This window comes from Janthinobacterium breve (assembly GCF_051380895.1).
Taxonomy (GTDB): domain Bacteria; phylum Pseudomonadota; class Gammaproteobacteria; order Burkholderiales; family Burkholderiaceae_D; genus Janthinobacterium.
In genome coordinates this window covers 19,874-40,204 of sequence record NZ_JBNYXY010000018.1, presented here as the reverse complement: position 1 = coordinate 40,204, position 20,331 = coordinate 19,874, and the positions used below count along the sequence as shown (strand labels likewise).

At 63.9% G+C, this 20,331-nt stretch carries 20 protein-coding genes; 15 read left to right on the top strand and 5 right to left on the bottom strand.

The window, feature by feature from the left end; genetic code table 11:
• Position 1 precedes the first annotated feature (1 nt).
• The 8 genes from ACQ4W0_RS28575 to ACQ4W0_RS28540 all read left to right on the top strand — a co-directional run bounded on the left by ACQ4W0_RS28575 (position 2) and on the right by ACQ4W0_RS28540 (position 8,577).
• A complete protein-coding gene (locus ACQ4W0_RS28575) occupies positions 2–424 on the top strand; it encodes a DUF4259 domain-containing protein (RefSeq protein ID WP_436579803.1) in 423 nt (140 codons plus the stop codon).
• Positions 425–541: 117 nt separating this feature from the next.
• On the top strand, positions 542–1,420 hold the full coding sequence (locus tag ACQ4W0_RS28570) for a CorC family transporter (RefSeq protein ID WP_071075558.1): 879 nt from the start codon (positions 542–544) through the stop codon (positions 1,418–1,420).
• Positions 1,421–1,499: 79 nt separating this feature from the next.
• Positions 1,500–3,026: an apolipoprotein N-acyltransferase gene (gene lnt / locus ACQ4W0_RS28565; protein ID WP_436579802.1), complete on the top strand. Its 1,527-nt coding sequence runs from the start codon at positions 1,500–1,502 to the stop codon at positions 3,024–3,026.
• A gap of 147 nt (positions 3,027–3,173) precedes the next feature.
• The gene (glyQ, locus tag ACQ4W0_RS28560) at positions 3,174–4,091 is read left to right on the top strand and encodes a glycine--tRNA ligase subunit alpha (protein WP_099762190.1); all 918 of its coding nucleotides are present in this window, start codon (positions 3,174–3,176) and stop codon (positions 4,089–4,091) included.
• Between the two features lie 53 nt (positions 4,092–4,144).
• Positions 4,145–6,247: a glycine--tRNA ligase subunit beta gene (gene glyS / locus ACQ4W0_RS28555; protein ID WP_436579801.1), complete on the top strand. Its 2,103-nt coding sequence runs from the start codon at positions 4,145–4,147 to the stop codon at positions 6,245–6,247.
• The gene (gene gmhB, locus ACQ4W0_RS28550) at positions 6,247–6,834 is read left to right on the top strand and encodes a D-glycero-beta-D-manno-heptose 1,7-bisphosphate 7-phosphatase (RefSeq protein ID WP_436579800.1); all 588 of its coding nucleotides are present in this window, start codon (positions 6,247–6,249) and stop codon (positions 6,832–6,834) included. The genes glyS and gmhB overlap by 1 nt, the downstream gene beginning before the upstream one ends.
• A 16-nt stretch (positions 6,835–6,850) precedes the next feature.
• Positions 6,851–7,591 carry a lysophospholipid acyltransferase family protein gene (locus ACQ4W0_RS28545; protein ID WP_071075553.1) on the top strand — a complete coding sequence of 247 codons (741 nt, stop codon included), beginning with the start codon at positions 6,851–6,853 and terminating at the stop codon, positions 7,589–7,591.
• A gap of 44 nt (positions 7,592–7,635) precedes the next feature.
• On the top strand, positions 7,636–8,577 hold the full coding sequence (locus tag ACQ4W0_RS28540; protein ID WP_436579826.1) for a M48 family metallopeptidase: 942 nt from the start codon (positions 7,636–7,638) through the stop codon (positions 8,575–8,577).
• Here ACQ4W0_RS28540 and waaA read toward each other — a convergent pair.
• From waaA to ACQ4W0_RS28520, 4 genes are all read right to left on the bottom strand, one after another.
• A complete protein-coding gene (gene waaA, locus ACQ4W0_RS28535; RefSeq protein ID WP_436579799.1) occupies positions 8,574–9,851 on the bottom strand; it encodes a lipid IV(A) 3-deoxy-D-manno-octulosonic acid transferase in 1,278 nt (425 codons plus the stop codon). The genes ACQ4W0_RS28540 and waaA overlap by 4 nt on opposite strands.
• Before the next feature lie 17 nt (positions 9,852–9,868).
• On the bottom strand, positions 9,869–10,891 hold the full coding sequence (gene waaC, locus ACQ4W0_RS28530; protein WP_436579798.1) for a lipopolysaccharide heptosyltransferase I: 1,023 nt from the start codon (positions 10,889–10,891) through the stop codon (positions 9,869–9,871).
• A 4-nt stretch (positions 10,892–10,895) separates the two neighbouring features.
• The gene (locus tag ACQ4W0_RS28525; RefSeq protein WP_436579797.1) at positions 10,896–12,278 is read right to left on the bottom strand and encodes a phosphomannomutase/phosphoglucomutase; all 1,383 of its coding nucleotides are present in this window, start codon (positions 12,276–12,278) and stop codon (positions 10,896–10,898) included.
• Between the two features lie 93 nt (positions 12,279–12,371).
• Positions 12,372–12,680, bottom strand: a complete 309-nt coding sequence (locus tag ACQ4W0_RS28520) for an H-NS histone family protein (RefSeq protein WP_436579796.1) — start codon at positions 12,678–12,680, stop codon at positions 12,372–12,374.
• A gap of 454 nt (positions 12,681–13,134) precedes the next feature.
• On the opposite strand from ACQ4W0_RS28520, the gene ACQ4W0_RS28515 reads away from it, so the two are divergent.
• The 7 genes from ACQ4W0_RS28515 to ACQ4W0_RS28485 all read left to right on the top strand — a co-directional run bounded on the left by ACQ4W0_RS28515 (position 13,135) and on the right by ACQ4W0_RS28485 (position 19,581).
• Positions 13,135–13,974 carry a symmetrical bis(5'-nucleosyl)-tetraphosphatase gene (locus ACQ4W0_RS28515; RefSeq protein WP_436579795.1) on the top strand — a complete coding sequence of 280 codons (840 nt, stop codon included), beginning with the start codon at positions 13,135–13,137 and terminating at the stop codon, positions 13,972–13,974.
• Positions 13,975–14,074: 100 nt separating this feature from the next.
• The gene (locus ACQ4W0_RS28510; RefSeq protein ID WP_436579794.1) at positions 14,075–14,995 is read left to right on the top strand and encodes an AraC family transcriptional regulator; all 921 of its coding nucleotides are present in this window, start codon (positions 14,075–14,077) and stop codon (positions 14,993–14,995) included.
• 118 nt (positions 14,996–15,113) lie between these two features.
• Entirely contained in the window at positions 15,114–15,668 is a 555-nt protein-coding gene (locus ACQ4W0_RS28505; protein WP_436579793.1) for a carboxymuconolactone decarboxylase family protein, read from the top strand.
• 1 nt (position 15,669) lies between these two features.
• A complete protein-coding gene (locus ACQ4W0_RS28500; RefSeq protein ID WP_436579792.1) occupies positions 15,670–16,755 on the top strand; it encodes an acyl-CoA dehydrogenase family protein in 1,086 nt (361 codons plus the stop codon).
• Entirely contained in the window at positions 16,752–17,552 is an 801-nt protein-coding gene (locus ACQ4W0_RS28495) for an ABC transporter ATP-binding protein (protein ID WP_436579791.1), read from the top strand. The genes ACQ4W0_RS28500 and ACQ4W0_RS28495 overlap by 4 nt, the downstream gene beginning before the upstream one ends.
• Positions 17,553–17,569: 17 nt before the next feature.
• On the top strand, positions 17,570–18,814 hold the full coding sequence (locus tag ACQ4W0_RS28490) for an ABC transporter substrate-binding protein (protein WP_436579790.1): 1,245 nt from the start codon (positions 17,570–17,572) through the stop codon (positions 18,812–18,814).
• A gap of 2 nt (positions 18,815–18,816) precedes the next feature.
• Entirely contained in the window at positions 18,817–19,581 is a 765-nt protein-coding gene (locus ACQ4W0_RS28485) for an ABC transporter permease (RefSeq protein ID WP_436579789.1), read from the top strand.
• Here the strand turns inward: ACQ4W0_RS28485 and ACQ4W0_RS28480 are convergent.
• Positions 19,571–20,320 (bottom strand): lysophospholipid acyltransferase family protein, encoded by a 750-nt coding sequence (locus ACQ4W0_RS28480; protein WP_436579788.1) that lies wholly within the window; start codon positions 20,318–20,320, stop codon positions 19,571–19,573. The genes ACQ4W0_RS28485 and ACQ4W0_RS28480 overlap by 11 nt on opposite strands.
• Positions 20,321–20,331 lie beyond the last annotated feature (11 nt).

The following is a 20,331-nucleotide window of genomic DNA, read 5'->3' as shown; positions in this document are numbered from 1 at the left end:
CATGGGAACCTGGGCCACAGACGCCTTCGGCAACGACTACGCCATGGATTGGGCGCAGGATTTGCACGAATACAAAACACTGGAACTGGTCGAGACCACGCTCGACAACGTCATCGACAGCCAGGAAGCGGAACTCGAGGCGCCGTTTGCCGCCGAGGCGCTGGCCGCGCTGGAAGTGATCGCGCGCCTGCTGGGCAAACCGGGCGAGGACGACCCGGCCACCGCCGAAGTGGATGAATGGGTGGCCGCCTGCAAGAAGAAAGTCACGCCACCGCTGCTGGAAAAAGCACGCCTGGCGCTGGACAAGATCGTGGCGGAAACGTCGGAACTGCGCCAGCTGTTGCAGGACAGCGAGCATTTCGCCGACTGGCAGGCGGACGTGGCACACTTGCGCGCACGCGTGCTGGGTCAGGAAGCCGCGTAAAAGATCGCGCAACGGCGCACTTCAACGTATTAAATTTGCATCAAAAGCGGGGAAATCCGGTATTGCTCCACTTTTGGTGTATCCTATATCCCTTCGCAACAACGGCTCACGCCTCCTATGCCCGAGCACCCTAGTGGCGTCAGAACTGACGTCAAGCCCCACCGGTCACTGTTTGAACGCCTGACCGCACTCATATCCCCCGAGCCAGAGAACCGTGCAGAATTGCTCGATGTTCTACACGATGCGCATGAACGCAAGCTGATCGACGCCGACGCCCTGTCGATGATTGAAGGCGTGTTCCAGGTATCGGATCTCTGCGCGCGCGACATCATGATTCCCCGCTCGCAAATGGATGTCATCGACATCAGCAAGCCGATCGAGGAATGGATGCCGGAAGTCCTGTCGACCGCCCACTCGCGCTTTCCCGCGATCGAAGGCGAACGCGACAAGGTCATCGGCATCCTGCTGGCGAAAGACTTGCTGCGTTATTACGCAGAAGAAACTTTCGACGTCCGCGACATGCTGCGCCCCGCCATCTTCATCCCCGAATCGAAACGCCTGAATGTGCTGCTGCGCGATTTCCGCGCCAACCACAATCATATGGCCATCGTCGTCGATGAATACAGCGGCGTCGCCGGCCTGATCACCATCGAAGACGTGCTGGAACAGATCGTCGGCGACATCGAGGACGAATACGACTTCGACGAAGCGGAGGACAACATCCTCTCGCTGAAGGAAGGGCAGTTCGGCCCCCGCTGGCGCGTCAAGGCGCTGACCGAGATCGAACAGTTTAACGAAGAAGTGGGCAGCCACCTGGTGGACGACGACGTCGACACCATCGGCGGCCTGGTCTCGAAGTACCTGGGCCGCATGGCGCACAAGGGCGATATTTTCGACCTGGGCAATTTGCGCTTCGAGGTGCTGCGCGCCGACGCGCGCCAGGTGCATGTGCTGCTCGTCGAGCGCCTGCCCAACGTGCCGGAACTGGAACTCTGACATGCGCGTGCTGTAAATGCGTTTCAGACGCTTAGATCCCAACGCCCCCGCCAAACCGCCCCGCAGCACCTGGGCGCGCATGCTGACTGCCGCCATTGCCGGCGCCGTCGCCGTGCTGGCGTTCGCCCCTTTCGGCTACTGGCCCCTGCAAATCCTCAGCCTGGGCGTACTGTTCTACCAGGTGCTGCGCGCCTCGAACGTCAAGAACGGTGCGCTGATCGGCTGGGCCTATGGCTTCGGCTGGTGCGCGGCCGGCACGCACTGGCTGTATATCTCCATGCACCGCTATGGCGACATGGCCGCGCCGCTGGCGGCCATCGCCGTGGCCCTGCTGGCCCTCTTGATGGCCATCTACGTGGCACTGGCCATGGGGGCGGCCGCCTGGCTACGCCAGCGCTGGGTACTCTCGCTGCCGACAATGACGCTGTTGATCTTGCCTTCCCTGTGGACCCTCTTCGAATGGACGCGCGGCTGGCTGTTTACGGGTTTTCCGTGGCTGGCCACGGGCTATGCCCACAATGCCGGCCCGCTGGCCGGCTATGCCCCCATCGTCGGCGCATATGGCCTGGGCTGGCTGGCGGCGCTGTCCGCCGGTGCCCTGCTCTTGCTAGTCCACCCCCTGCACCGCACGCGCTGGAGCGCGCTGGCCGGCCTGGTCGCGCTGTACGCGGCCGGCGTTGGCCTGCACTACGTAAACTGGACCCATCCGGTCGGACGCCCGATCACGGTGCGCCTGTTGCAGGGCAATGTGCCGCAGCAGCAGAAATTCGACCCCGGCTTCGTGCTCGGCGCCTTGCAGATGTACCAGAGCGCCATCACCAGCGCGCCGGCCGACCTGATCGCCACGCCGGAAACGGCCGTCACCGTGCTGCCGCACCAGCTGCCGCCCGGCTATCTGGATAGCTTGGCGACTTACTCGCAGCAGACAGGCAGCACGATTTTGGTCGGCATGCCCGTGCTCGACGAGCAGCAGCGCTTCTACAATACGGCCCTGGGCATCTCGCCCAACAGCGCGACGGGCCCCTACTATCAATACCGCAAGCACCATTTGGTGCCGTTCGGCGAATTCGTGCCGCCCGGCCTGCACTGGTTTGTCGCCATGATGGCCATCCCGCTGGGCGACATGGGCCGCGGCGCCGACGTGCAAGCGCCGCTGCAGGTGCGCGACCAGCTGGTGCTGCCGAATATCTGCTACGAAGACTTGTTTGGCGAGGAAATCGCGGGCCAGCTGGCCAGCGCCCACCGCAATGGCAAGCAATCGGCCTCGGTGCTGCTGAATATCTCCAACCTGGCCTGGTTTGGCGATTCGATCGCCATCCCCCAGCATCTGCAGATTTCACAGATGCGCAGCCTGGAAACGGGCCGCCCCATGCTGCGCTCGACCAACACGGGCGCCACCGCCGTCATCGACGGCAAAGGCGTGGTGCAAAGCCTGCTGCCGCCGGAGCAGCAAGCCACGCTGGCAGCCAAGGTGCAAGGCATGGGCGGCATGACGCCCTACATTCTGTATGGCAATAAACTGGTGCTGGCCCTGGCCGCACTGGCCCTGCTGACGGCCTTCCTGCTGTCGCGCGCAGCCCGCCGTGGCGGCGCCGCGCAGCAATAAGCGGCCGATATTGCCCGAAGAGTCACAGTGGGCCCGTAAAAACCGCTAAAATTAGCAAAACTCCGGCCCGGACGCGCTTGATTAACAGCGTCCGGGCTTCAAGCAACCCCTTACAGCGCGCAGCCTCCCGCGCGGCGAACTCATACGATGCTCACATTTCAACAAATTATCCTGACCTTGCAAACCTATTGGGACAAGCAAGGTTGCGCCCTGCTCCAGCCTTACGACATGGAAGTCGGCGCCGGCACCTTCCACACCGGCACCTTCCTGCGCGCCATCGGCCCGGAACCCTGGCGCGCCGCGTATGTGCAGCCGTCGCGCCGCCCGAAAGATGGCCGCTATGGCGAAAACCCGAACCGCATGCAGCACTACTACCAGTATCAGGTGGTCTTAAAGCCAGCGCCGGAAAACATCCTCGACCTGTATCTGGGTTCGCTGGCCGCACTGGGCCTGGACCTGCAACAGAATGACGTGCGCTTCGTCGAAGACGACTGGGAAAGCCCGACTCTGGGCGCCTGGGGCCTGGGCTGGGAAGTCTGGCTGAACGGCATGGAGGTGACCCAATTTACCTACTTCCAGCAAGTGGGCGGCCTCGATTGCAAGCCCGTGCTGGGCGAGATCACCTACGGCATCGAACGCCTGGCCATGTATCTGCAAGGCGTGGAAAACGTGTATGACCTGGTCTGGACCGAGTGGGAAGAAAACGGCGTGACCAAAAAACTGACCTACGGCGACGTCTTCCACCAGAACGAGGTGGAGCAATCGACCTACAACTTCGAGCACGCGAATACGGACCTGCTGTTCGAACAGTTCGGCAACTACGAAGCGGAAGCGAAGCGCCTGATCGAGCTGCAACTGACCCTGCCCGCCTACGAGAAGATCATGAAGGCGTCGCACAGCTTCAATATGCTGGACGCGCGTGGCGCCATCTCGGTGACGGAACGCGCCGCCTACATCGGCCGCGTGCGCACCCTGTCGCGCCTGGTGGCGCAAGCGTATTACGACTCGCGCGAGCGCCTCGGTTTCCCGATGCTGCCCGCCGCAGACCAACCCGCCGCCGCTTAACTTCGAGCCTCCATCATTCGGGCCTCTACACCGCCGTACCAGACAAGAACACCATGAACCAAACACTGCTCATCGAACTGCTGACCGAAGAACTGCCGCCGAAAGCGCTGGCCAAACTGGGCGCCGCCTTCACCGCCTGCATCGTCAATGGCCTCAAAGCGCGCGACTTCCTGGAAGCCGACAGCGTCGCCACCAGCTACGCCTCGCCGCGCCGCCTGGCCGTCTCCATCACCAACGTGCGCGAAGTCTCGCCCGACAAATCCATCCGAGAAAAAGTCTTGCCCGTCTCCGTGGCACTGGACGCGAACGGCAACGGCACGCCGCCGCTGGCCAAGAAACTGGCCGCGCTGGGCTTCCCCGAACTGACGGTGGCCGACCTGGAACGCGCCGCCGACGGCAAGGCCGAAAGCTTTTTCTACACCTACACGGCGCCAGGCAGCCAGCTCGCCACCGGCGCGCAGGCTGCCTTGACGGAATCGGCCGCCAAGCTGCCGATTCCAAAACTGATGAGCTATCAGCGCCCTGACGGCACGACCGTGCAATTCGTGCGCCCGGCCCACAGCCTGATCGCCCTGCACGGCATCAATATCCTGCCTCTGACCCTGCTGGGATTGACGGCTGGCCGCACCACCCTGGGCCACCGCTTCCTGACCGACGGTAAGGCTATCACCATCGCGCACGCGGAAAACTATGCAGCCGCCCTGATCCTCAACGCCAGCGTCATCGCCAGCAACGAGGAGCGCAAGGAGCGCATCCGCGCCCAGTTGCTGGACAAGGCCGGGGCCGACCAGGTGCTGATGCCCGAAGCGCTGCTCGACGAAGTGACTGCCCTGGTCGAATGGCCAGTCGTGTATGAATGCCACTTCGAGGAGGAATTCCTGGCAGTGCCGCAGGAATGCCTGATCCTCACCATGCAGACAAACCAGAAGTACTTCGCGCTGACGGACAGCGAAGGCAAGCTGCGTTCGCGCTTCCTGATCGTCTCGAACATCGAGACGGAGACGCCCGAGCACATCATCGGCGGCAACGAGCGCGTCGTGCGCCCGCGCCTGTCCGACGCCAAGTTCTTCTTCGAGCAAGACAAGAAGAAAACCCTGGCATCGCGTTTGCCCCTGCTGGCCAACGTGGTCTACCACAACAAGCTGGGCACGCAAGCGGCACGCACGGAAAGAGTAAAAGCATTGGCTGGCGCCATCGCGGCGAAACTGGGCTACGACGTGGCCCTGGCCGAACGCGGCGCCCTGCTGGCCAAGGCCGACCTGCTGACCGACATGGTGGGCGAATTCCCCGAGCTGCAAGGCATCATGGGCACGTATTACGCGCGCCATGACGGCGAGCCGGAAGAAGTGGCGCTGGCCGCTTCCGAGCATTACCAGCCGCGTTTTGCCGGCGACAGTCTGCCGTCGACCGCCACCGGCACCGCCGTGGCCCTGGCCGACAAGCTCGAAACCCTGGTCGGCATCTGGGCTATCGGCCTGGCACCCACGGGCGACAAGGACCCGTTCGCGCTGCGCCGCCACGCCCTGGGCGTGCTGCGCATGCTGCTGGAAAAGCGCTTGCCCCTGTCGATCCAGGGCTTGCTGGGCGACGCCGCTGCGCAATTTGCCACCATCCCCGGCTTCAAGGATCCGGTGGCGGACGTCACCACCTTCATGCTGGACCGCCTGCGTGGCATCCTGCGCGAACGCGGTTTCTCGCCGAATGAAATCGAAGCCGTCGTGGCGCAAAATCCTGATCGCCTGGACGACATCGTGCAGCGCCTGGAAGCCGTGCAGGCGTTTGCCGCCCTGCCGGAAAGCGCCTCGCTGGCCGCCGCCAACAAGCGCATCACGAACATCCTGAAAAAGAACGAGGAAGCCGTCAGCCAGGTCGCCGCCGGTGGCGTCAAAGTGGCGCTGCTGCAGGACGAAGCGGAGAAAAAACTCGCTGCCGCCGTCTCGCGCGTGCAGCCGGAAGTCGACGCGGCCTTCGCCAAGGGCGACTTCACCAGCACTCTGCAAACGCTGGCGCAGCTGCGCGACGACGTCGATGGCTTCTTCAACGACGTGATGGTGATGGCCGAGGATGTCGCCCTGCGCAACAACCGCCTGGCCTTGCTGTCGTCGTTGCACGGCATGATGAACCGCGTGGCCGACATTTCCAAGCTGGCGGCATAATGGGCACTCCGGCGCTGAAACTGATTATTCTCGACCGCGACGGCGTCATTAATCATGACTCGCCGGACTTCATCAAATCGCCGGCCGAATGGCTGCCGATTCCCGGTTCGCTCGAAGCGATAGCCCGCCTGAACCAGGCCGGCTATCGCGTCGTCGTCGCCTCGAATCAGTCGGGCATCGCGCGCGAGTACTTCGACATGACGGTGCTGAACGCGATCCACCAGAAGATGCATACCCTGGCGCAGCAGGTGGGTGCCGATATCGACGCCATCTTCTTTTGCCCGCACGCGGGCGCGGACAATTGCGACTGCCGCAAGCCGAAACCGGGCATGTTCCATGAAATCTCGAAGCGCTACAACACCAGCCTGAAAGGCGTGCCCACCGTTGGCGATTCGCTGCGCGACCTGCAGGCAGGTTTCATCAGCGGCTGCGTGCCCTACCTGGTCCTGACGGGCAAGGGCGAAAAAACCAGCGAAACGGGTGGCCTGCCGCCAGGCACCCAGGTCTTCCCCGACCTAGCCGCCGTGGTCAGCCATCTGCTCAAGGCGCCAGCGGCACCAGCGCCCACCGTGGCATTCAGTATCTAATTTTCGGAGAACCGCATTGCGTAATATTTCCCTGTTCCTGCGATCCCTGCTGTTCATGACCATCATGATCGTGGCCACCATCGTCTGGGCCTGCGTGTGCTTTTTTGCCGCGCCATTGAGCTACAACAAGCGCTATTGGGTCACCTCGCGCTGGAACGTGTTTATCCTGTGGTGCGCCAAGGTCATTTGCGGCATCCGCTATGAAATCAAAGGCGCCGAGAACTTCCCGGATGCGCCGGCCATCGTGCTGTCAAAGCACCAGTCGGCATGGGAAACCATCTTCTTGCTGCCCAGCCTGCCCCGTCCGCTGGTGTATGTGTTCAAGAAGGAAATCCTGTACATCCCGTTTTTCGGCTGGGCCATGGCGCTGCTGCGCATGATTCCCATCGACCGCAAGCAGGGCAAGCACGCCTTCAAAAGCGTGGTCGCACATGGCAAACGCCGCCTGGCCGACGGCCAATGGATTATCATGTTCCCCGAAGGCACCCGCATTCCGGTGGGCCAGGCGGGCAAGTACAAGAGCGGCGGCACGCGCCTGGCAATCGCCACGGGCGCCGTGGTGGTGCCGATTGCGCATAATTCAGGCGAATGCTGGCCCAAGCAGTCATTCCTCAAACGCCCGGGACTGATCACCGTCTCGATAGGCAAACCGATTTCGCCGGAAGGGCAAACCCCGGACAGCATGATGCAACAGGTGGAAAATTGGATAGAATCAGAAATGCGCGTCATTTCGCCTCACGCCTACAACGCTGGCTAGACGGCATCAGCGCGGTCATCCAGGAGCCGACCCTGCGCCAGCAGATGAAGACCATCAAGGTCGGCGACCAGCAACTGGACCTGTTCGCGCACGACGTCTCGACCAGCACGCCTCCGGCGGTGCGCCCCACGGCACCGCCAGCGCCGCCCGTGGCACCACCGCTTCACGTTCCAGCATGGCCGGTGGCGCCCGTGCTACCCGTCGCTCCTCCCTCATCCCCTCACCTGCCTTCCCCGCCACGCCCTGCCGATGGCCCTCCGCTGCGTCAGTTGCAGCTGGGTAGCCACCTGGTCGAATTTGCCCTGCGCCGCTCAACGCGCCGTTCCATCGGCTTCATGATCGACGATAACGGCTTGCGCGTGACCGCGCCCAAGCGCGTCACCCTGGCCGAAATCGACAATGCCATCCGCGCCAAGCAAGGCTGGATCGTCTCGAAACTGCTGGAACGGGGCGAGCGCAAGGTGCAGCGCCAGCAACGCCCACCCGTAGCATGGATCGATGGCGCCGTGCTGCCCTATCTCGGTGGCGAGATCACATTGAGATTGCACCAGGCGCCGCGCCACCGCGCCAGCTTCCAGCGCGAGACGAATGAATTGCACGTATGGGTCACGCCCACGGGCAGCGAACAACAGTTGAAGGAAAAAGTGAAAGGCTGGTTCCAGCATGAAGCGCGCCAGCTGTTCGAGGCGCGGCTGGACCTGTATGCGGACAAGCTGGGTGTGCGCTACGATTCATTATCGCTATCCTCGGCCGGCACGCGCTGGGGCAGCTGCACCATCGAGCGCAAGATCCGCCTGAACTGGCGCCTGATCCACTTCGCCCTGCCGCTGATCGACTACGTGGTGGCGCATGAACTGTCGCACCTGCTGGAGATGAACCACAGCCCCCGTTTCTGGGCCACCGTGGAATCGATTTATCCCGATTACGACGGCGCCAAGCAGGCGCTGAGAAAACGCTCGCAGGAACTCCCCGTCTTGTTCAATTAAACGGGCAGCAGGGTCTTGATGGCCGCAATCGTGCGCGGCGTGGCGCCCCGGTGCTGCGCCGCGAAGGCCAGCGCCTTTTGTCCCATCGACGCCAGCTGCGCGGGGTTTTGCAGCAAGACTGACGCCTGCGCCATCAGGGCGTCGGCGTCCGCCACCAGCGCGGCGCCGCCGGCGGCAATCGCCTGCTCGGTCACCAGCGCAAAATTGAAGGTGTGGGGGCCGATCAGCACGGGTTTACCCAGCGCCGCCGGTTCGATCAGGTTTTGCCCGCCCAGCGGCAGCAGGCTGCCGCCGACAAAAGCGCAATCGCAGGCTGCGTAATACGCAAACATCTCGCCCATGGTATCGCCCAGCAGCACCTGCGTGCCCGCCGTGACGGCATCGTCCTGCGCCAGGCCGGACCTGCGCTGCACGGCCAGGCCGTGCGTCAGCACCAGTTTTTCCACCTCGTCGAAGCGCTGCGGATGGCGCGGCACGATCAGCAACAGCACGTTGGCGGGCAGGCTGGCGCGGGCAAAGGCATCAAGAATCAATGGCTCTTCGCCTTCGCGGGTGCTGGCGCACAGCAGCACGGGGCGTGTGCCGATGGCTCCACGCAGCCAAGTGCCCGTCGCCAGAGCCGCCTCGGGCACGACGACGTCGAACTTGATGCTGCCTGTGACGACCACGTCCTGCACGCCCAGCTGGCGCACACGATCAGCGTCGTCCTGCGTCTGCGCCGCCACCAGGGTGATGCCGCGCGCCGCATCGGCGATGAGTTTGCCCAGGCGCTGCGCCTTGCCCAGCGAACGCTGCGACAATCGCGCATTGGCCAGCACTACCGGCACTTTGTAGCGATTGCATTGGTGGATCAAATTCGGCCACACTTCCGTCTCCATCAGGATGCAGATGCGCGGCGCGAAATGGCGGATGAAACTGGCCGGCATGGCGCCCGTGTCATACGGCAGATAGCTTTGCACCAGGCGCGCGCCGTGTTTCGCGAACAGGGATTTGCCGGTGGCGCGCCCCGTGGGCGTCATGTGCGTGAGGACGATGCGGCAATCGGGCCATGCGGCCAGCAGCGCATCGATCAGCGGCTCGGCCGCGCGCGTCTCGCCGACAGACACGGCGTGCAGCCAGAGCGTGGGAATCAGTGGTTTTACCTGGCGGCCGTAGCAGCCCAGGCGCTCGCCCCAATGCTGGCGGTAGCCGGGTTCCTGGCGTCCGCGCAGCCACAGCCGCGCCAGCACCAGGGGCAAGGCCAGCCACCAGGCAAGCGTATAAAGAAGTCGCATGATAGGTAACGTTGAAGTCAGGCGGGAGGATGCTCAGCCAGCAGGCGCTGCGCCGCGGCCAGCACTTCCGGCACGCCCGGCGGCGCGCCTTTGTCGCCCAGGTTGAGGATGTTCGGCGACCAGTTGCCTTCCGTTTTCCACAGCGGCGAATCGGCATAGATTTCCACCGTTGGACGCAGGAAGGCGGCGGCGATATGCGTCAGGCCCGTATCGACGCCGATCACCAGCGCCGCGTGGCGTGCCAGCAGGGTGGCCTCGCCCATCGACAGCTTAGGCAGCACGCGCGCGTTCGGCAGGCTGGCCGCCAACTGTTCGGCTTCCGCCTTTTCCTTGGGCGAACCCCAGGGCAGCAAAATCGGCATCGGTGCCAGCGCATGGCCGAGGGCGATCCAGTTCTGCGGCGCCCATTTCTTGGCGTCGCGCGCGGTGCCGTGGAAATACACACAATACGGTGCAGCGCCCATCCAGTCCGGGCGCGGCTCGCTGCCTGCCACTGCCGGCAAGCCGAAATCGGCCGGCGTATCGACCGTGTAGCCAAGTGCGGCGGCGGCCACTAGGCGGCCACGCGCTACCGCATGCGTGCGCGGGTCGAGCGGAATGCTTTTCGTGTGAAAGATGCGCGAAATGCCCTCGTAGCCGGAACCTTCGCTGCCGTTCGCCAGGCCGACCTTCTGTCCGCCAGGCGCCAGGCGCGCTGCGCCCATGATGATGCCCGTCTTGAGCAAGCCCTGGGTATCGAATACATAATCGTAGCGCGTCTGGCGCAGGCTGCGGAAAAAGGCGGCGATTTCTGCGCGCGTCTCATTCTTGCCCAGGCTCTTGCGCCAGCGCCGCAATGCAAACGGGAAGATGGTATTCACACGGGGGTTCAGGCGCACCAGGCTGGTGTAGCCTTCCTCGACCACCCAGTCGATGGTCGCATCCGGATAATGGCGGGCGATGTCCGCCACCATCGGCAGGTTATGCAGCACGTCGCCCAGCGAAGATACCCGCACCAGCAGGATTTTCAAGGGCGCCTGTGCGCCAGATTGACCGGCCATGCTGTCAGAAGGGCAGAACGGCGTCAGGCTTGGCGGCCAGGATCACGCTCTTGAACTGTCCCTGGATGCGCGCCAGGGCTTCTGGCGTTTCCGCCTCGAAGCGCATGACGATCACCGGCGTGGTGTTCGACGAACGGGCCAGGCCAAAGCCGTCTGCGTACTCCACGCGCAAGCCGTCGATGGTGATGATCTGCTCATTGCCGGGGAAGACGGCGTCGCGGCGCAGCATGTCCATCAGCGCGACATTCTCGCCTTCCTTCAGTTCCAGATGCAGTTCCGGCGTGCTGTCGGACTGCGGCAGAGAGTTCAAAAGGGCCGAAGGATCTGCTTCGCGGGTGAGGATTTCCAGCAGGCGCGCAGCCGAATACAGGCCGTCATCGAAACCGTACCAGCGGTCCTTGAAGAAGATATGACCGCTCATTTCGCCGCCCAGCGGCGCGCCCGTTTCACGCAGCTTGGCTTTCACCAGCGAGTGTCCCGTCTTGTACATCAGCGGCACGCCGCCATGCTTGCTGATCCACGGCGCCAGGTGGCGCGTGCATTTCACGTCATACAAAATCTGCGCGCCCGGATGGCGGGTCAGCACGTCGGCGGCAAACAGCATCATCTGACGGTCAGGGTAAATGATCTGGCCATCCTTGGTGACCACGCCCAGGCGGTCGCCGTCGCCATCGAAGGCGATGCCGATTTCAGCATCCGTCTCGGCCAGGCAGCGGATCAGGTCTTGCAGGTTTTCCGGATGCGCCGGGTCCGGATGGTGGTTCGGGAAATTGCCATCGACTTCGCAGAACAATTCGATGACGTCGCAGCCCATGCCGCGGAACAGGTCGCCGGCAAATGCGCCGGCCACGCCATTGCCGCAGTCGACGGCGATCTTGATCGGGCGCGCCAGCTTGACGTCACCCAGGATGCGCTCCAGGTAGGCGGCGCGGATATCGTGCGTGGTGTAGTTTCCCGGCGTCGCGCTGGCGCTACCGTCGTGGGCCACGATGCTGTGATACAGCGCCTGGATCGCTACACCGTGGATCGCTTCGCCCGCCAGCACCATCTTGAAGCCGTTGTAGTCGGGTGGATTGTGGCTGCCCGTGACCATGATGCCGGAACGCGTGTCGAGCACATTCGTGCCAAAGTAAACCATCGGCGTGGCGACCACGCCCAGGTCGATCACGTCGACGCCTGCGGCCTGCAAGCCCTGCGCCAGCGCCGCCGTCAGTTCAGGCCCCGACAGGCGGCCATCGCGGCCAATCACGACCCGCTGCTCACCCTTGGCCAGGGCTGCCTGGCCAAATGCCTGACCGATCTTGTAGGCCACGCTGGCATCGAGAGTTTTAGCGATGATGCCGCGAATATCGTAGGCTTTGAAGATCGTTCTGGACAATGGAAGCATGGTATGGGCGCTATAAGTAAGGGTATCAATAGGGAGCCTGGCAAGGTGCAGCGCGCGACTGGCAGCTTGCCACTGCGCCAAGAGTATACCGAATTATACGCGCAGCAGATCGATGGACTTGCCCGATTCCACCCACCGCCTGACCCACAGCGGCTGGCGGCCACGGCCTGTCCATTGTTCGCTGGCATTGTCAGGATGGCGGTAACGTACCGCGACTTTGCCCGTACGCGGATGCAAACCGTCGAGTATCAGCTGTTTCAGCGGAATGCCCGCTTGCTGCGCGATGGCCATGATCTGTTCGCGCGCCTTGTTCAAGTCTTCACGTTCGCGGCTGTTCAATTCCTGCTGCACAGTATCTTCCAGCTTGCGCAATTCCAGCATCGTCATCGTTGACAGATCCATTCCGTACATTCTTTACATTGTTAATTAATAAAATCACGTGAAATATACTACATTGCATAAACATTTGCGCACCGTTGCATAATCCCTCGTCGCTGGAATCACGAACCTGAATTTATTTACCTGTTCAATATTAAGATTCAATGAAGAATATGTCGTAGCCGCGCATGGAAAATAAATAAACATGGATGATTGGCCTTCCGGCATGCTGGAGCATCTTGCTCGCAAAGACTGCCTGGGGTAGCCGCCCATGCCAGCGGCGCAGCAGAAAATTATTATCGATATAATACAGTGGGATATTCGGCCAAAAATAAATGTCGGCACAGAATAAGCCGCGCCCGGCTGTTTCCTTCCGGCCGGCCATTCGCGCAATCAGGTACCAGCCGGGAATGCACCCAACGACCAAGGGCAGCCATGCTTATAATGCATGCGTGTAGTTCACTTCAACTCGGCACCTATGAAAACTTACTTTATCGGCGATCTGCAAGGCTGCCATGCACAAACCGTCGAATTGATCGATCGGATCCGGACGGCGGCAGAAGGCCCGTACCGGCTCCTGTTCGCGGGCGACCTGATCAATCGCGGCCCGGCATCGCTGGCTACCCTGCGCCATGTGCATGCGCTGGCGCGGCAAGGCCTGGCCGACAGCGTCCTGGGCAACCATGACTTGCACTTGCTGGCGGTGGCCAATGGCATCCGCCCGGAGCATGCGTCCGATACGCTGACCGAGATCCTCGACGCGCCTGATCGCGAGGAGTTGATCACCTGGCTGCGCCACCGTCCGCTCGCCTTGCAGCACCAGGGCCATGTACTCGTGCATGCGGGCTTGCTGCCGCAATGGAGCGCCTCCCAAGCCCTGTCCCTGGGCGAGGAAGTGTCCACCATGCTGCGCAGCGATGGCTGGGTGGCGTTCCTGCGTACCATGTACGGCAACGAGCCAGCCGCCTGGCGCGACGACCTGCAGGGCGCCGACCGGCTGCGCTGCATCGTCAACGCCATGACGCGGCTGCGCTTTTGCACGCCGGACGGCGTGATGGACTTCAAGATGAAGGAGAGCGGCAGCGCGCCGCCGGGCTCCGGTCTGCTACCCTGGTTCGACGTGCCGGGCCGGCGCAGCGCCGGCGACACCATCGTCTTCGGCCACTGGTCGGCGCTGGGACTGCAGTTGCGGCCCGACCTGATCGGCCTCGATAGCGGATGCGTCTGGGGTGGGAAGCTGTCCGCCGTGTGCCTGGAAGACCGCTCGCTGCTGCAAGTGGACTGTCCCGCCTTCCAGCAGCACAGTGGCAAGCGGTAAGTGCCAAGTGATACGCATGGCGCGCATATGCTTAGTCGAAATCGGTCGTTGGCCCTGGCGCGCCTGCGCCGTATGATGCAGCTTTTGCCTGTGCCATCCCATGCACCCTGATACCGACAGACTGGCGCGCTGGCTGCTCGGCAGCCTGGAACTCGACACCGCCGTCCTGCACGTGGGCCAGTACTGCGGCCGCTGGCGCGCTTCCACGGCGGGCCGGGAACTGGGCAGCTTTCACCTGGTGCTCGATGGCCACTGCTATCTGCATCTCGATGGGGTCGCGCCGATTGCGCTCGGCCCGCGCGATGGCGTCTTCCTGCTGCGCGACCTGCCCCACTTCCTCAGCCCCCACAGCGATCCACTGCAGGCGGTCAGCGCGCAAGCCATGCTGCCCCTGCAAACACCCACGGAGCAGCCGGCGACGGCGCTGGCCTGCGGCTTCTTTCAATTTCGCGGCGCCCTTTCCGCGCTGATCGTCGACTCCTTCCCGCCGTATCTGCTGATACGCGGCGACGCGCCCGCCTTCAGCGCCGCCGCCGCACTGTTCGACCTGATCCTGGCCGAGGCGGGCGGCGATCCGGAGCAACCGTCGCCGCTCATCGCCCGCTTGGTCGAACTGCTGTTCTTTTACCTGATCCGCCACGTGGCGCAGGGCGAGCAGGTGGCGGCCGGCCTGCTGTCGCTGCTGCACCAACCCGCATTTTCGCCGCTGCTCGAACGCATGCTCGACGCCCCCGCCGACGACTGGTCGATCGAGAACATGGCCAAGGCGGCCTGCATGTCGCGCGCCAGCTTCTGCAAGCATTTCGCCAGCGCCAGCGGCCATTCGCCGGCCCAATTCCTGCTCCTGCTGCGCATGAAGATCGCCGCGCGCCGGCTGCACGACGGCGTCTCCGTCGAACGCGCGGCCGAACTGGTGGGTTATCGCTCGCACGCCGCCTTTACGCGCGCCTTCAAGCGGGTCACGGGCGAGCAACCGGGCGCCTACCGGCGCGACCAGCGCCAGCGCCAACTGGCCAGCTGACATCAAGGTTTGCGCAATCAAAGACGAACGAGCACAAAAGGACGACGCTGACGTCTGTTGCATGCATGGCATGGCCGATATAATGGCCGGGTGACTTACTAAACTAGCAAGGTACCCCATGTCCCGTCTGACGCTGCACACTCTCGATACCGCCCCGGCCGATAGCCGCCCCTTCGTGGAAAAGGCCATCGCCAACAACGGCTTCCTGCCCAACCTGATCGGCGTGCTGGCCAATGCCCCGCTGGCGCTGGAAACCTATCTGACCGTATCGGGCATCAATACGCGCGCCAGCCTGAGCCTGATGGAACGCGAAGTGGTACAGATCACCGCCGCGCGCATCCATGGCTGCGACTTCTGCATCGCCGGCCATAGCGCCATCTCGCTGAAAAAAGCGGGACAGACACCCGACATCGTGCGCGCCCTGCAGCATGGCCAGCCGACCGGCGAGGCCAGACTCGACGCCGTCGCCGCCTTCGCCACGGCCGTCATCGCCACGCGCGGCGCCGTCAACGACGCCGAATATCAAGCCTTCCTGGCCGCCGGCTACAACGAACAGCAGGCGCTGGAAGTAGTGCTGGGCATCAGCCTGGCCACGCTGTGCAATTTCTCCAACAGCCTGGCCGGCACGCCCGTCAATCCGCAATTGACGCCCTACCTGCCTGGCGCCGTCTGACATGGCCAAGCTCACAGACTGGCTGCACGCGCATGCCGACCAGCTCGACCAATCATCGGACCTGGCTGAAACCGTCCTGCCGGCGCTGGCCGGCGACCAGCTGCTGGCCATCGGCGTGCCGCAGGAACACGGCGGCGCGGGCGGTGACGTGCGCGACGCCATCGATGCCATCGCCAACGTGGCCGAGCAATCGGTAACGGCGGCCTTTGTCTTCTGGGGCCAGCGCTGCTTCATCGAATTCCTGCTGCAAAGCGAGAACCGCGCGCTGGCCGAGCGGCGCCTGCCAGGCCTGCTGGCGGGCACGCAGGCGGGCGCCAGCGGCCTGTCGAACGCCATGAAATTCTTGTCCGGCATCGAACAGCTGCAAATCACGGGCGCGCGCCAGGATGACGGCTTGCTGGTCGACGGCGGCCTGGCCTGGGTGACGAATTTGCGCAAGGCGGGCTTTGTCGCGGCGGCCGCCGTGGCGCCGAACGACGGCGCCCCACCCGTCATTGTCGCCTTTGACAGCAGCACGCCGGGCGTCAAGCGCAGCGACGACCTGGACCTGATCGCCCTGCGCGGCAGCAATACGGCCTCCGTCAAGCTGACGCAGGTGCACATCCCCGCCCTTGACATCATCAGCGACAATGCGCCAGCCTGGCTGCCGCAAGTGCGTCCATCGTTCCTCGGCATGCAGTGCGGCCTGTCGGTCGGCCTGGCGCGCGCCAGCCTGGCGCAGGCGGCGCAGATCTCGGCCGGTTCGCGCAACCAGCTCACGCCGCGCATCGAAGCGCTGCAAGCGACCCTGGAGGCAGCTGTCGCCACCTTGCTGGCGGGCGTGCACGATGGCCGCTTCAAGACGCAGGCGCCGGCCATGTTCCGCCTGCGCATACAGCTGGCTGAATTGCTGCAGCAAGCCTTGATGCTGGAACTGCAGGCCATGGGCGGGCGCGCTTACCTGAATGCCGAACAGCAGGGCTTTGCGCGCCGCTGGCGCGAATCGTCGTTCATCCCCATCGTCACCCCCAGCCTGACGCAATTGCAGGCGGCCTTGCAGCTGTTCGACAGCCAGCAAGCGGCCAAGGCCGCAGGAGCGCCCGCATGACGGCAGCGGCGCAAGACTGGGCGCTGCAGGCGCAGGATCTCAGCTACGCCTATCCCGGCACGGCGCCTGTGTTCCAGCATGTCTCGCTGGGCGTGCGCAAGCGTGAAATCGTCTGCCTGCTGGGCGGCAGCGGCTGCGGCAAATCGAGCCTGCTGCGCGTGCTGGCCGGCTTGCAGCCGCCATCGACGGGAGAGATCCAGTTTCTCGATGCGCCGATGCGCGAACCGGACCCGCGCAGCGCCCTCGTGTTCCAGCAGGCGAGCCTCTTGCCCTGGCTGAATGTCACGGGCAATGCCAGTTTCGGCCTGGACTTCAAGCACCAGCCGCAGCTGACGCGCGAAGCGCACCAGGCGCGCGTGGCGCAAGCCATCGACGCGGTGGGCCTGAAGGGCCGCGAAAAGCTGTATCCATCCGCGCTGTCGGGCGGCATGGCACAGCGCGTGGCGCTGGCCCGCGCGCTGGCCCGCGAACCGGAACTGCTGTTCGCCGACGAGCCGTTTTCCGCGCTCGACGCCATCACGCGCGCCGAGATGCAGTCGCTGCTGGTCGACGTGGTGCACCGCTGGCACACGGCCGTGCTGCTGGTCACGCACGATATCGATGAAGCGATCCTGGTAGCCGACCGCATCTTGCTGATGGGCGGCAAGCCTGGCAACATCGTGCGCGAATGGCCCGTCGCCATCGCACAACCGCGCATCGGCCACAGCGCCGACGTCATCGCCCTCAAGATGGACATCCTCGACGCCCTGCAGGCGCTGCAAAAGCAGGATCAAACACCCGCCTTTGCTCCCAATTAATCGACCGGAACCTTCCCATGACATTCGAAGATCAAAACAAACCCCTGCACATCTGCGCCTCCTCCGATTGCGATTGCGGCCTGACGCGACGCGACTTCCTGCGCATGTCGGCCCTGGCCACGGCCAGCGTCGCCTCGCCGCTGCTGTTCGCCGGCGACGCCATGGCCCAGCAAGGTCCAAAAGGCGACGACCAGCCCGTGAAAATCGGCTACCTGCCGATTACCGACGCCACCCCGCTGCTCGTCGCCCACGCCCGCAAGCTGTTCGAGGCGGAAGGCTTGCAAGCGGAAACGCCGCGCCTGTTCCGCAGCTGGGCGCAGATCATCGAAGCCTTCGTGGCCGGCCAGGTCAACGTCATCCATCTGCTGTCGCCCGCCACCCTGTGGGTGCGCTACGGCGCCAAGTTTCCTGCGAAAGTCGTCGCCTGGAACCACGTCAATGGCTCCGCGCTGACGGTGGCCAACGAGATCAACAAGGTCTCCGAGCTGGGCGGGCGCACGGTCGCCATCCCGTTCTGGTACTCGATCCACAACATCCTGCTGCAGCAAATCCTGTCCTCGAATGGCCTGACCCCGGTCACGCGCGCGCGCAACGCGGCCATCAAATCGAATGAAGTCAACCTGATCGTGCTGGCGCCGGCCGAAATGGTTTCGGCCCTGGCCAGCAAGTCGATTGCCGGCTACATCGTGGCCGAGCCTTTCAATGCGGCGGCGGAAAGCGCCGGCATCGGCAAGATCCTGCGCTTCTCGGGCGACGTTTGGAAAAACCATGCGTGCTGCGTCACGTTCCTGTCGGAGCGCGACATCAACACGCGTCCCGAATGGGCGCAGAAGGTGACCAACGCCATCGTCAAGGCGCAGTTGTGGACGCGCTCGAACCAGGTCGACACGGCCAAGCTGCTGTCAAACGTGGGAGAGAATCGCTACACGCCGCATCCGCTGCAGGTGCTGACCAAGGTCCTGGCCACCACCGATTACGCCAGCTATGAAAAACAGGGCCTGATCGTACACAAGAACTGGCAGCAGCGCCGCATCGACTTCCAGCCATATCCGTTTGCCTCGTATACGGAAGAACTGGTGCGCGCCATCGGCCGCACCAAGGTCGAAGGCGATACGCGCTTCCTGGCCAAGCTCGATCCGAAATTCGCCGCGCGCGACCTGGTCGATGACCGCTTCGTGCGCAAGGCCATCACCGCCGTGGGCGGCCCGGCCGCCTTCGGCTTGCCGGCCAACCTGCTGCGCAGCGAAACCGTGGCGGTCTGACGATGGCAAGCAAGTTGTTCACGAAGTTCGGCCTGCCCCTGGTGGGGCTGGCCTGTGCCTTGCTGCTGTGGTCCATGGGCGTGACGGCGCTGGAGAAATCCACGCCCATCGCCACCGCCTTTGCGCCGCTGCCCACGGCGCTGGCGTTCCGGGAAATGCTGGGCGGTGCGGATATCTGGCTGCACGTGGTATTGAGCCTGCAAAGGGTGGCCGTCGGCCTGGGGCTGGCCATCGTCATCGGCGTGCCGCTGGGCGTGCTGGTGGCCATGTCGAAAAGCTTTTCCGGCGCGGCCATGCCGCTGTTCCAACTGCTGCGCATGATTTCGCCGCTGTCGTGGATGCCGATCGCCGTGATGGTGCTGGGCGTCGGAGACGCGCCCGTGTACTTCCTGCTGGCGTTTGCGGCCGTCTGGCCGATTTTGCTCAATACGGCAGCCGGCGTGGCTCGGCTCGATCCGAACTGGTTGCTGCTGGCGCGCAGCCTGTCGGCGACGCGCAGCGAAATCGTCTTCAAGGTGATTTTACCGGGCATCACGGCTGATATTTTGACGGGCGTGCGCCTGGCGATCGGCATCATCTGGATCGTGCTGGTACCGGCGGAAATGCTGGGTGTGTCGGCCGGTCTCGGCTACTTCATCCTCGACACGCGCGACCGCCTCGCGTATTCGGAACTGATGGCCGCCATCGTGCTGATCGGGATTTTAGGTTTTATCCTCGACTACCTGGCCCGCGCCGCCCACGCGCGCTGGCTGCACGTCAAGAATTAAGCTGGTCCAGCGGCAGCGCGGCGGCCACCGCCGCCTGCGTTGCCGCCGCCAGTTCACGCCGGTGTGCATCGGCCGTAGCGACGGAAGCCAAACAGGTCAGGCGCGCCGTGATGGGCGGGCCGCTCAAAATTGCCACCATGCTTTGCGCAAAGCTCATCTCGCCGATGAAGTCAACCGCGTGGTGCAACTCCCCCTTGTCATCCACATACACGAGCGCGAACGGCTGCACCGGCACTTGCGCATCGATGGCCGCCTCGAACAGGTTGGCGTGAAACGGCAAAATCTGTCCTTGCGCGGCGGTCGTGCCTTCGGGGAAGAACGCGATGCGCTCGCCCGCCGTCAATTTATCCACCAGGCCCTGGAAAATCAGGCGCAGGTCGCGCTTGCTGCCGCGCGAAATGAAGATGGTGCCGGCGCGCCCCGCGAGCCAGCCAAGGATCGGCCAGGCGCGGATTTCAGCCTTGGCGACGAAACGGCAGGGGTGGACGGCATTGATGACGAAGATGTCGAGCCACGAGACATGGTTCGCCACCACCATCGCATGGTCGAGGGCCGGCATGCTGGCGGCCGGCTGCTCCACGTGCACACCGCAGATGTCGAGCAGCTGCGTCGACCAGCGGCGGATGCGCCGGTTGCGCCCCTCCAGGTCCAGCCAGGGGAACAGCACGGCGCTCTTGGCCATGCCGCAGCCCAGGTGAATGGCGATGCGCGCGAGGCGGTAGGTAAGCAAAAGTTTCAAATGACACCAGA

Coding starts and splice junctions, on each gene's coding strand:
- ACQ4W0_RS28575 (WP_436579803.1), top strand. CDS start 2: ATGGGAACCTGGGCCACAGACGCCTTCGGCAACGACTACGCCATGGAT.
- ACQ4W0_RS28570 (WP_071075558.1), top strand. CDS start 542: ATGCCCGAGCACCCTAGTGGCGTCAGAACTGACGTCAAGCCCCACCGG.
- lnt (WP_436579802.1), top strand. CDS start 1,500: ATGCTGACTGCCGCCATTGCCGGCGCCGTCGCCGTGCTGGCGTTCGCC.
- glyQ (WP_099762190.1), top strand. CDS start 3,174: ATGCTCACATTTCAACAAATTATCCTGACCTTGCAAACCTATTGGGAC.
- glyS (WP_436579801.1), top strand. CDS start 4,145: ATGAACCAAACACTGCTCATCGAACTGCTGACCGAAGAACTGCCGCCG.
- gmhB (WP_436579800.1), top strand. CDS start 6,247: ATGGGCACTCCGGCGCTGAAACTGATTATTCTCGACCGCGACGGCGTC.
- ACQ4W0_RS28540 (WP_436579826.1), top strand. CDS start 7,636: ATGAAGACCATCAAGGTCGGCGACCAGCAACTGGACCTGTTCGCGCAC.
- waaA (WP_436579799.1), bottom strand. CDS start 9,851: ATGCGACTTCTTTATACGCTTGCCTGGTGGCTGGCCTTGCCCCTGGTG.
- waaC (WP_436579798.1), bottom strand. CDS start 10,891: ATGGCCGGTCAATCTGGCGCACAGGCGCCCTTGAAAATCCTGCTGGTG.
- ACQ4W0_RS28525 (WP_436579797.1), bottom strand. CDS start 12,278: ATGCTTCCATTGTCCAGAACGATCTTCAAAGCCTACGATATTCGCGGC.
- ACQ4W0_RS28520 (WP_436579796.1), bottom strand. CDS start 12,680: ATGGATCTGTCAACGATGACGATGCTGGAATTGCGCAAGCTGGAAGAT.
- ACQ4W0_RS28515 (WP_436579795.1), top strand. CDS start 13,135: ATGAAAACTTACTTTATCGGCGATCTGCAAGGCTGCCATGCACAAACC.
- ACQ4W0_RS28510 (WP_436579794.1), top strand. CDS start 14,075: ATGCACCCTGATACCGACAGACTGGCGCGCTGGCTGCTCGGCAGCCTG.
- ACQ4W0_RS28505 (WP_436579793.1), top strand. CDS start 15,114: ATGTCCCGTCTGACGCTGCACACTCTCGATACCGCCCCGGCCGATAGC.
- ACQ4W0_RS28500 (WP_436579792.1), top strand. CDS start 15,670: ATGGCCAAGCTCACAGACTGGCTGCACGCGCATGCCGACCAGCTCGAC.
- ACQ4W0_RS28495 (WP_436579791.1), top strand. CDS start 16,752: ATGACGGCAGCGGCGCAAGACTGGGCGCTGCAGGCGCAGGATCTCAGC.
- ACQ4W0_RS28490 (WP_436579790.1), top strand. CDS start 17,570: ATGACATTCGAAGATCAAAACAAACCCCTGCACATCTGCGCCTCCTCC.
- ACQ4W0_RS28485 (WP_436579789.1), top strand. CDS start 18,817: ATGGCAAGCAAGTTGTTCACGAAGTTCGGCCTGCCCCTGGTGGGGCTG.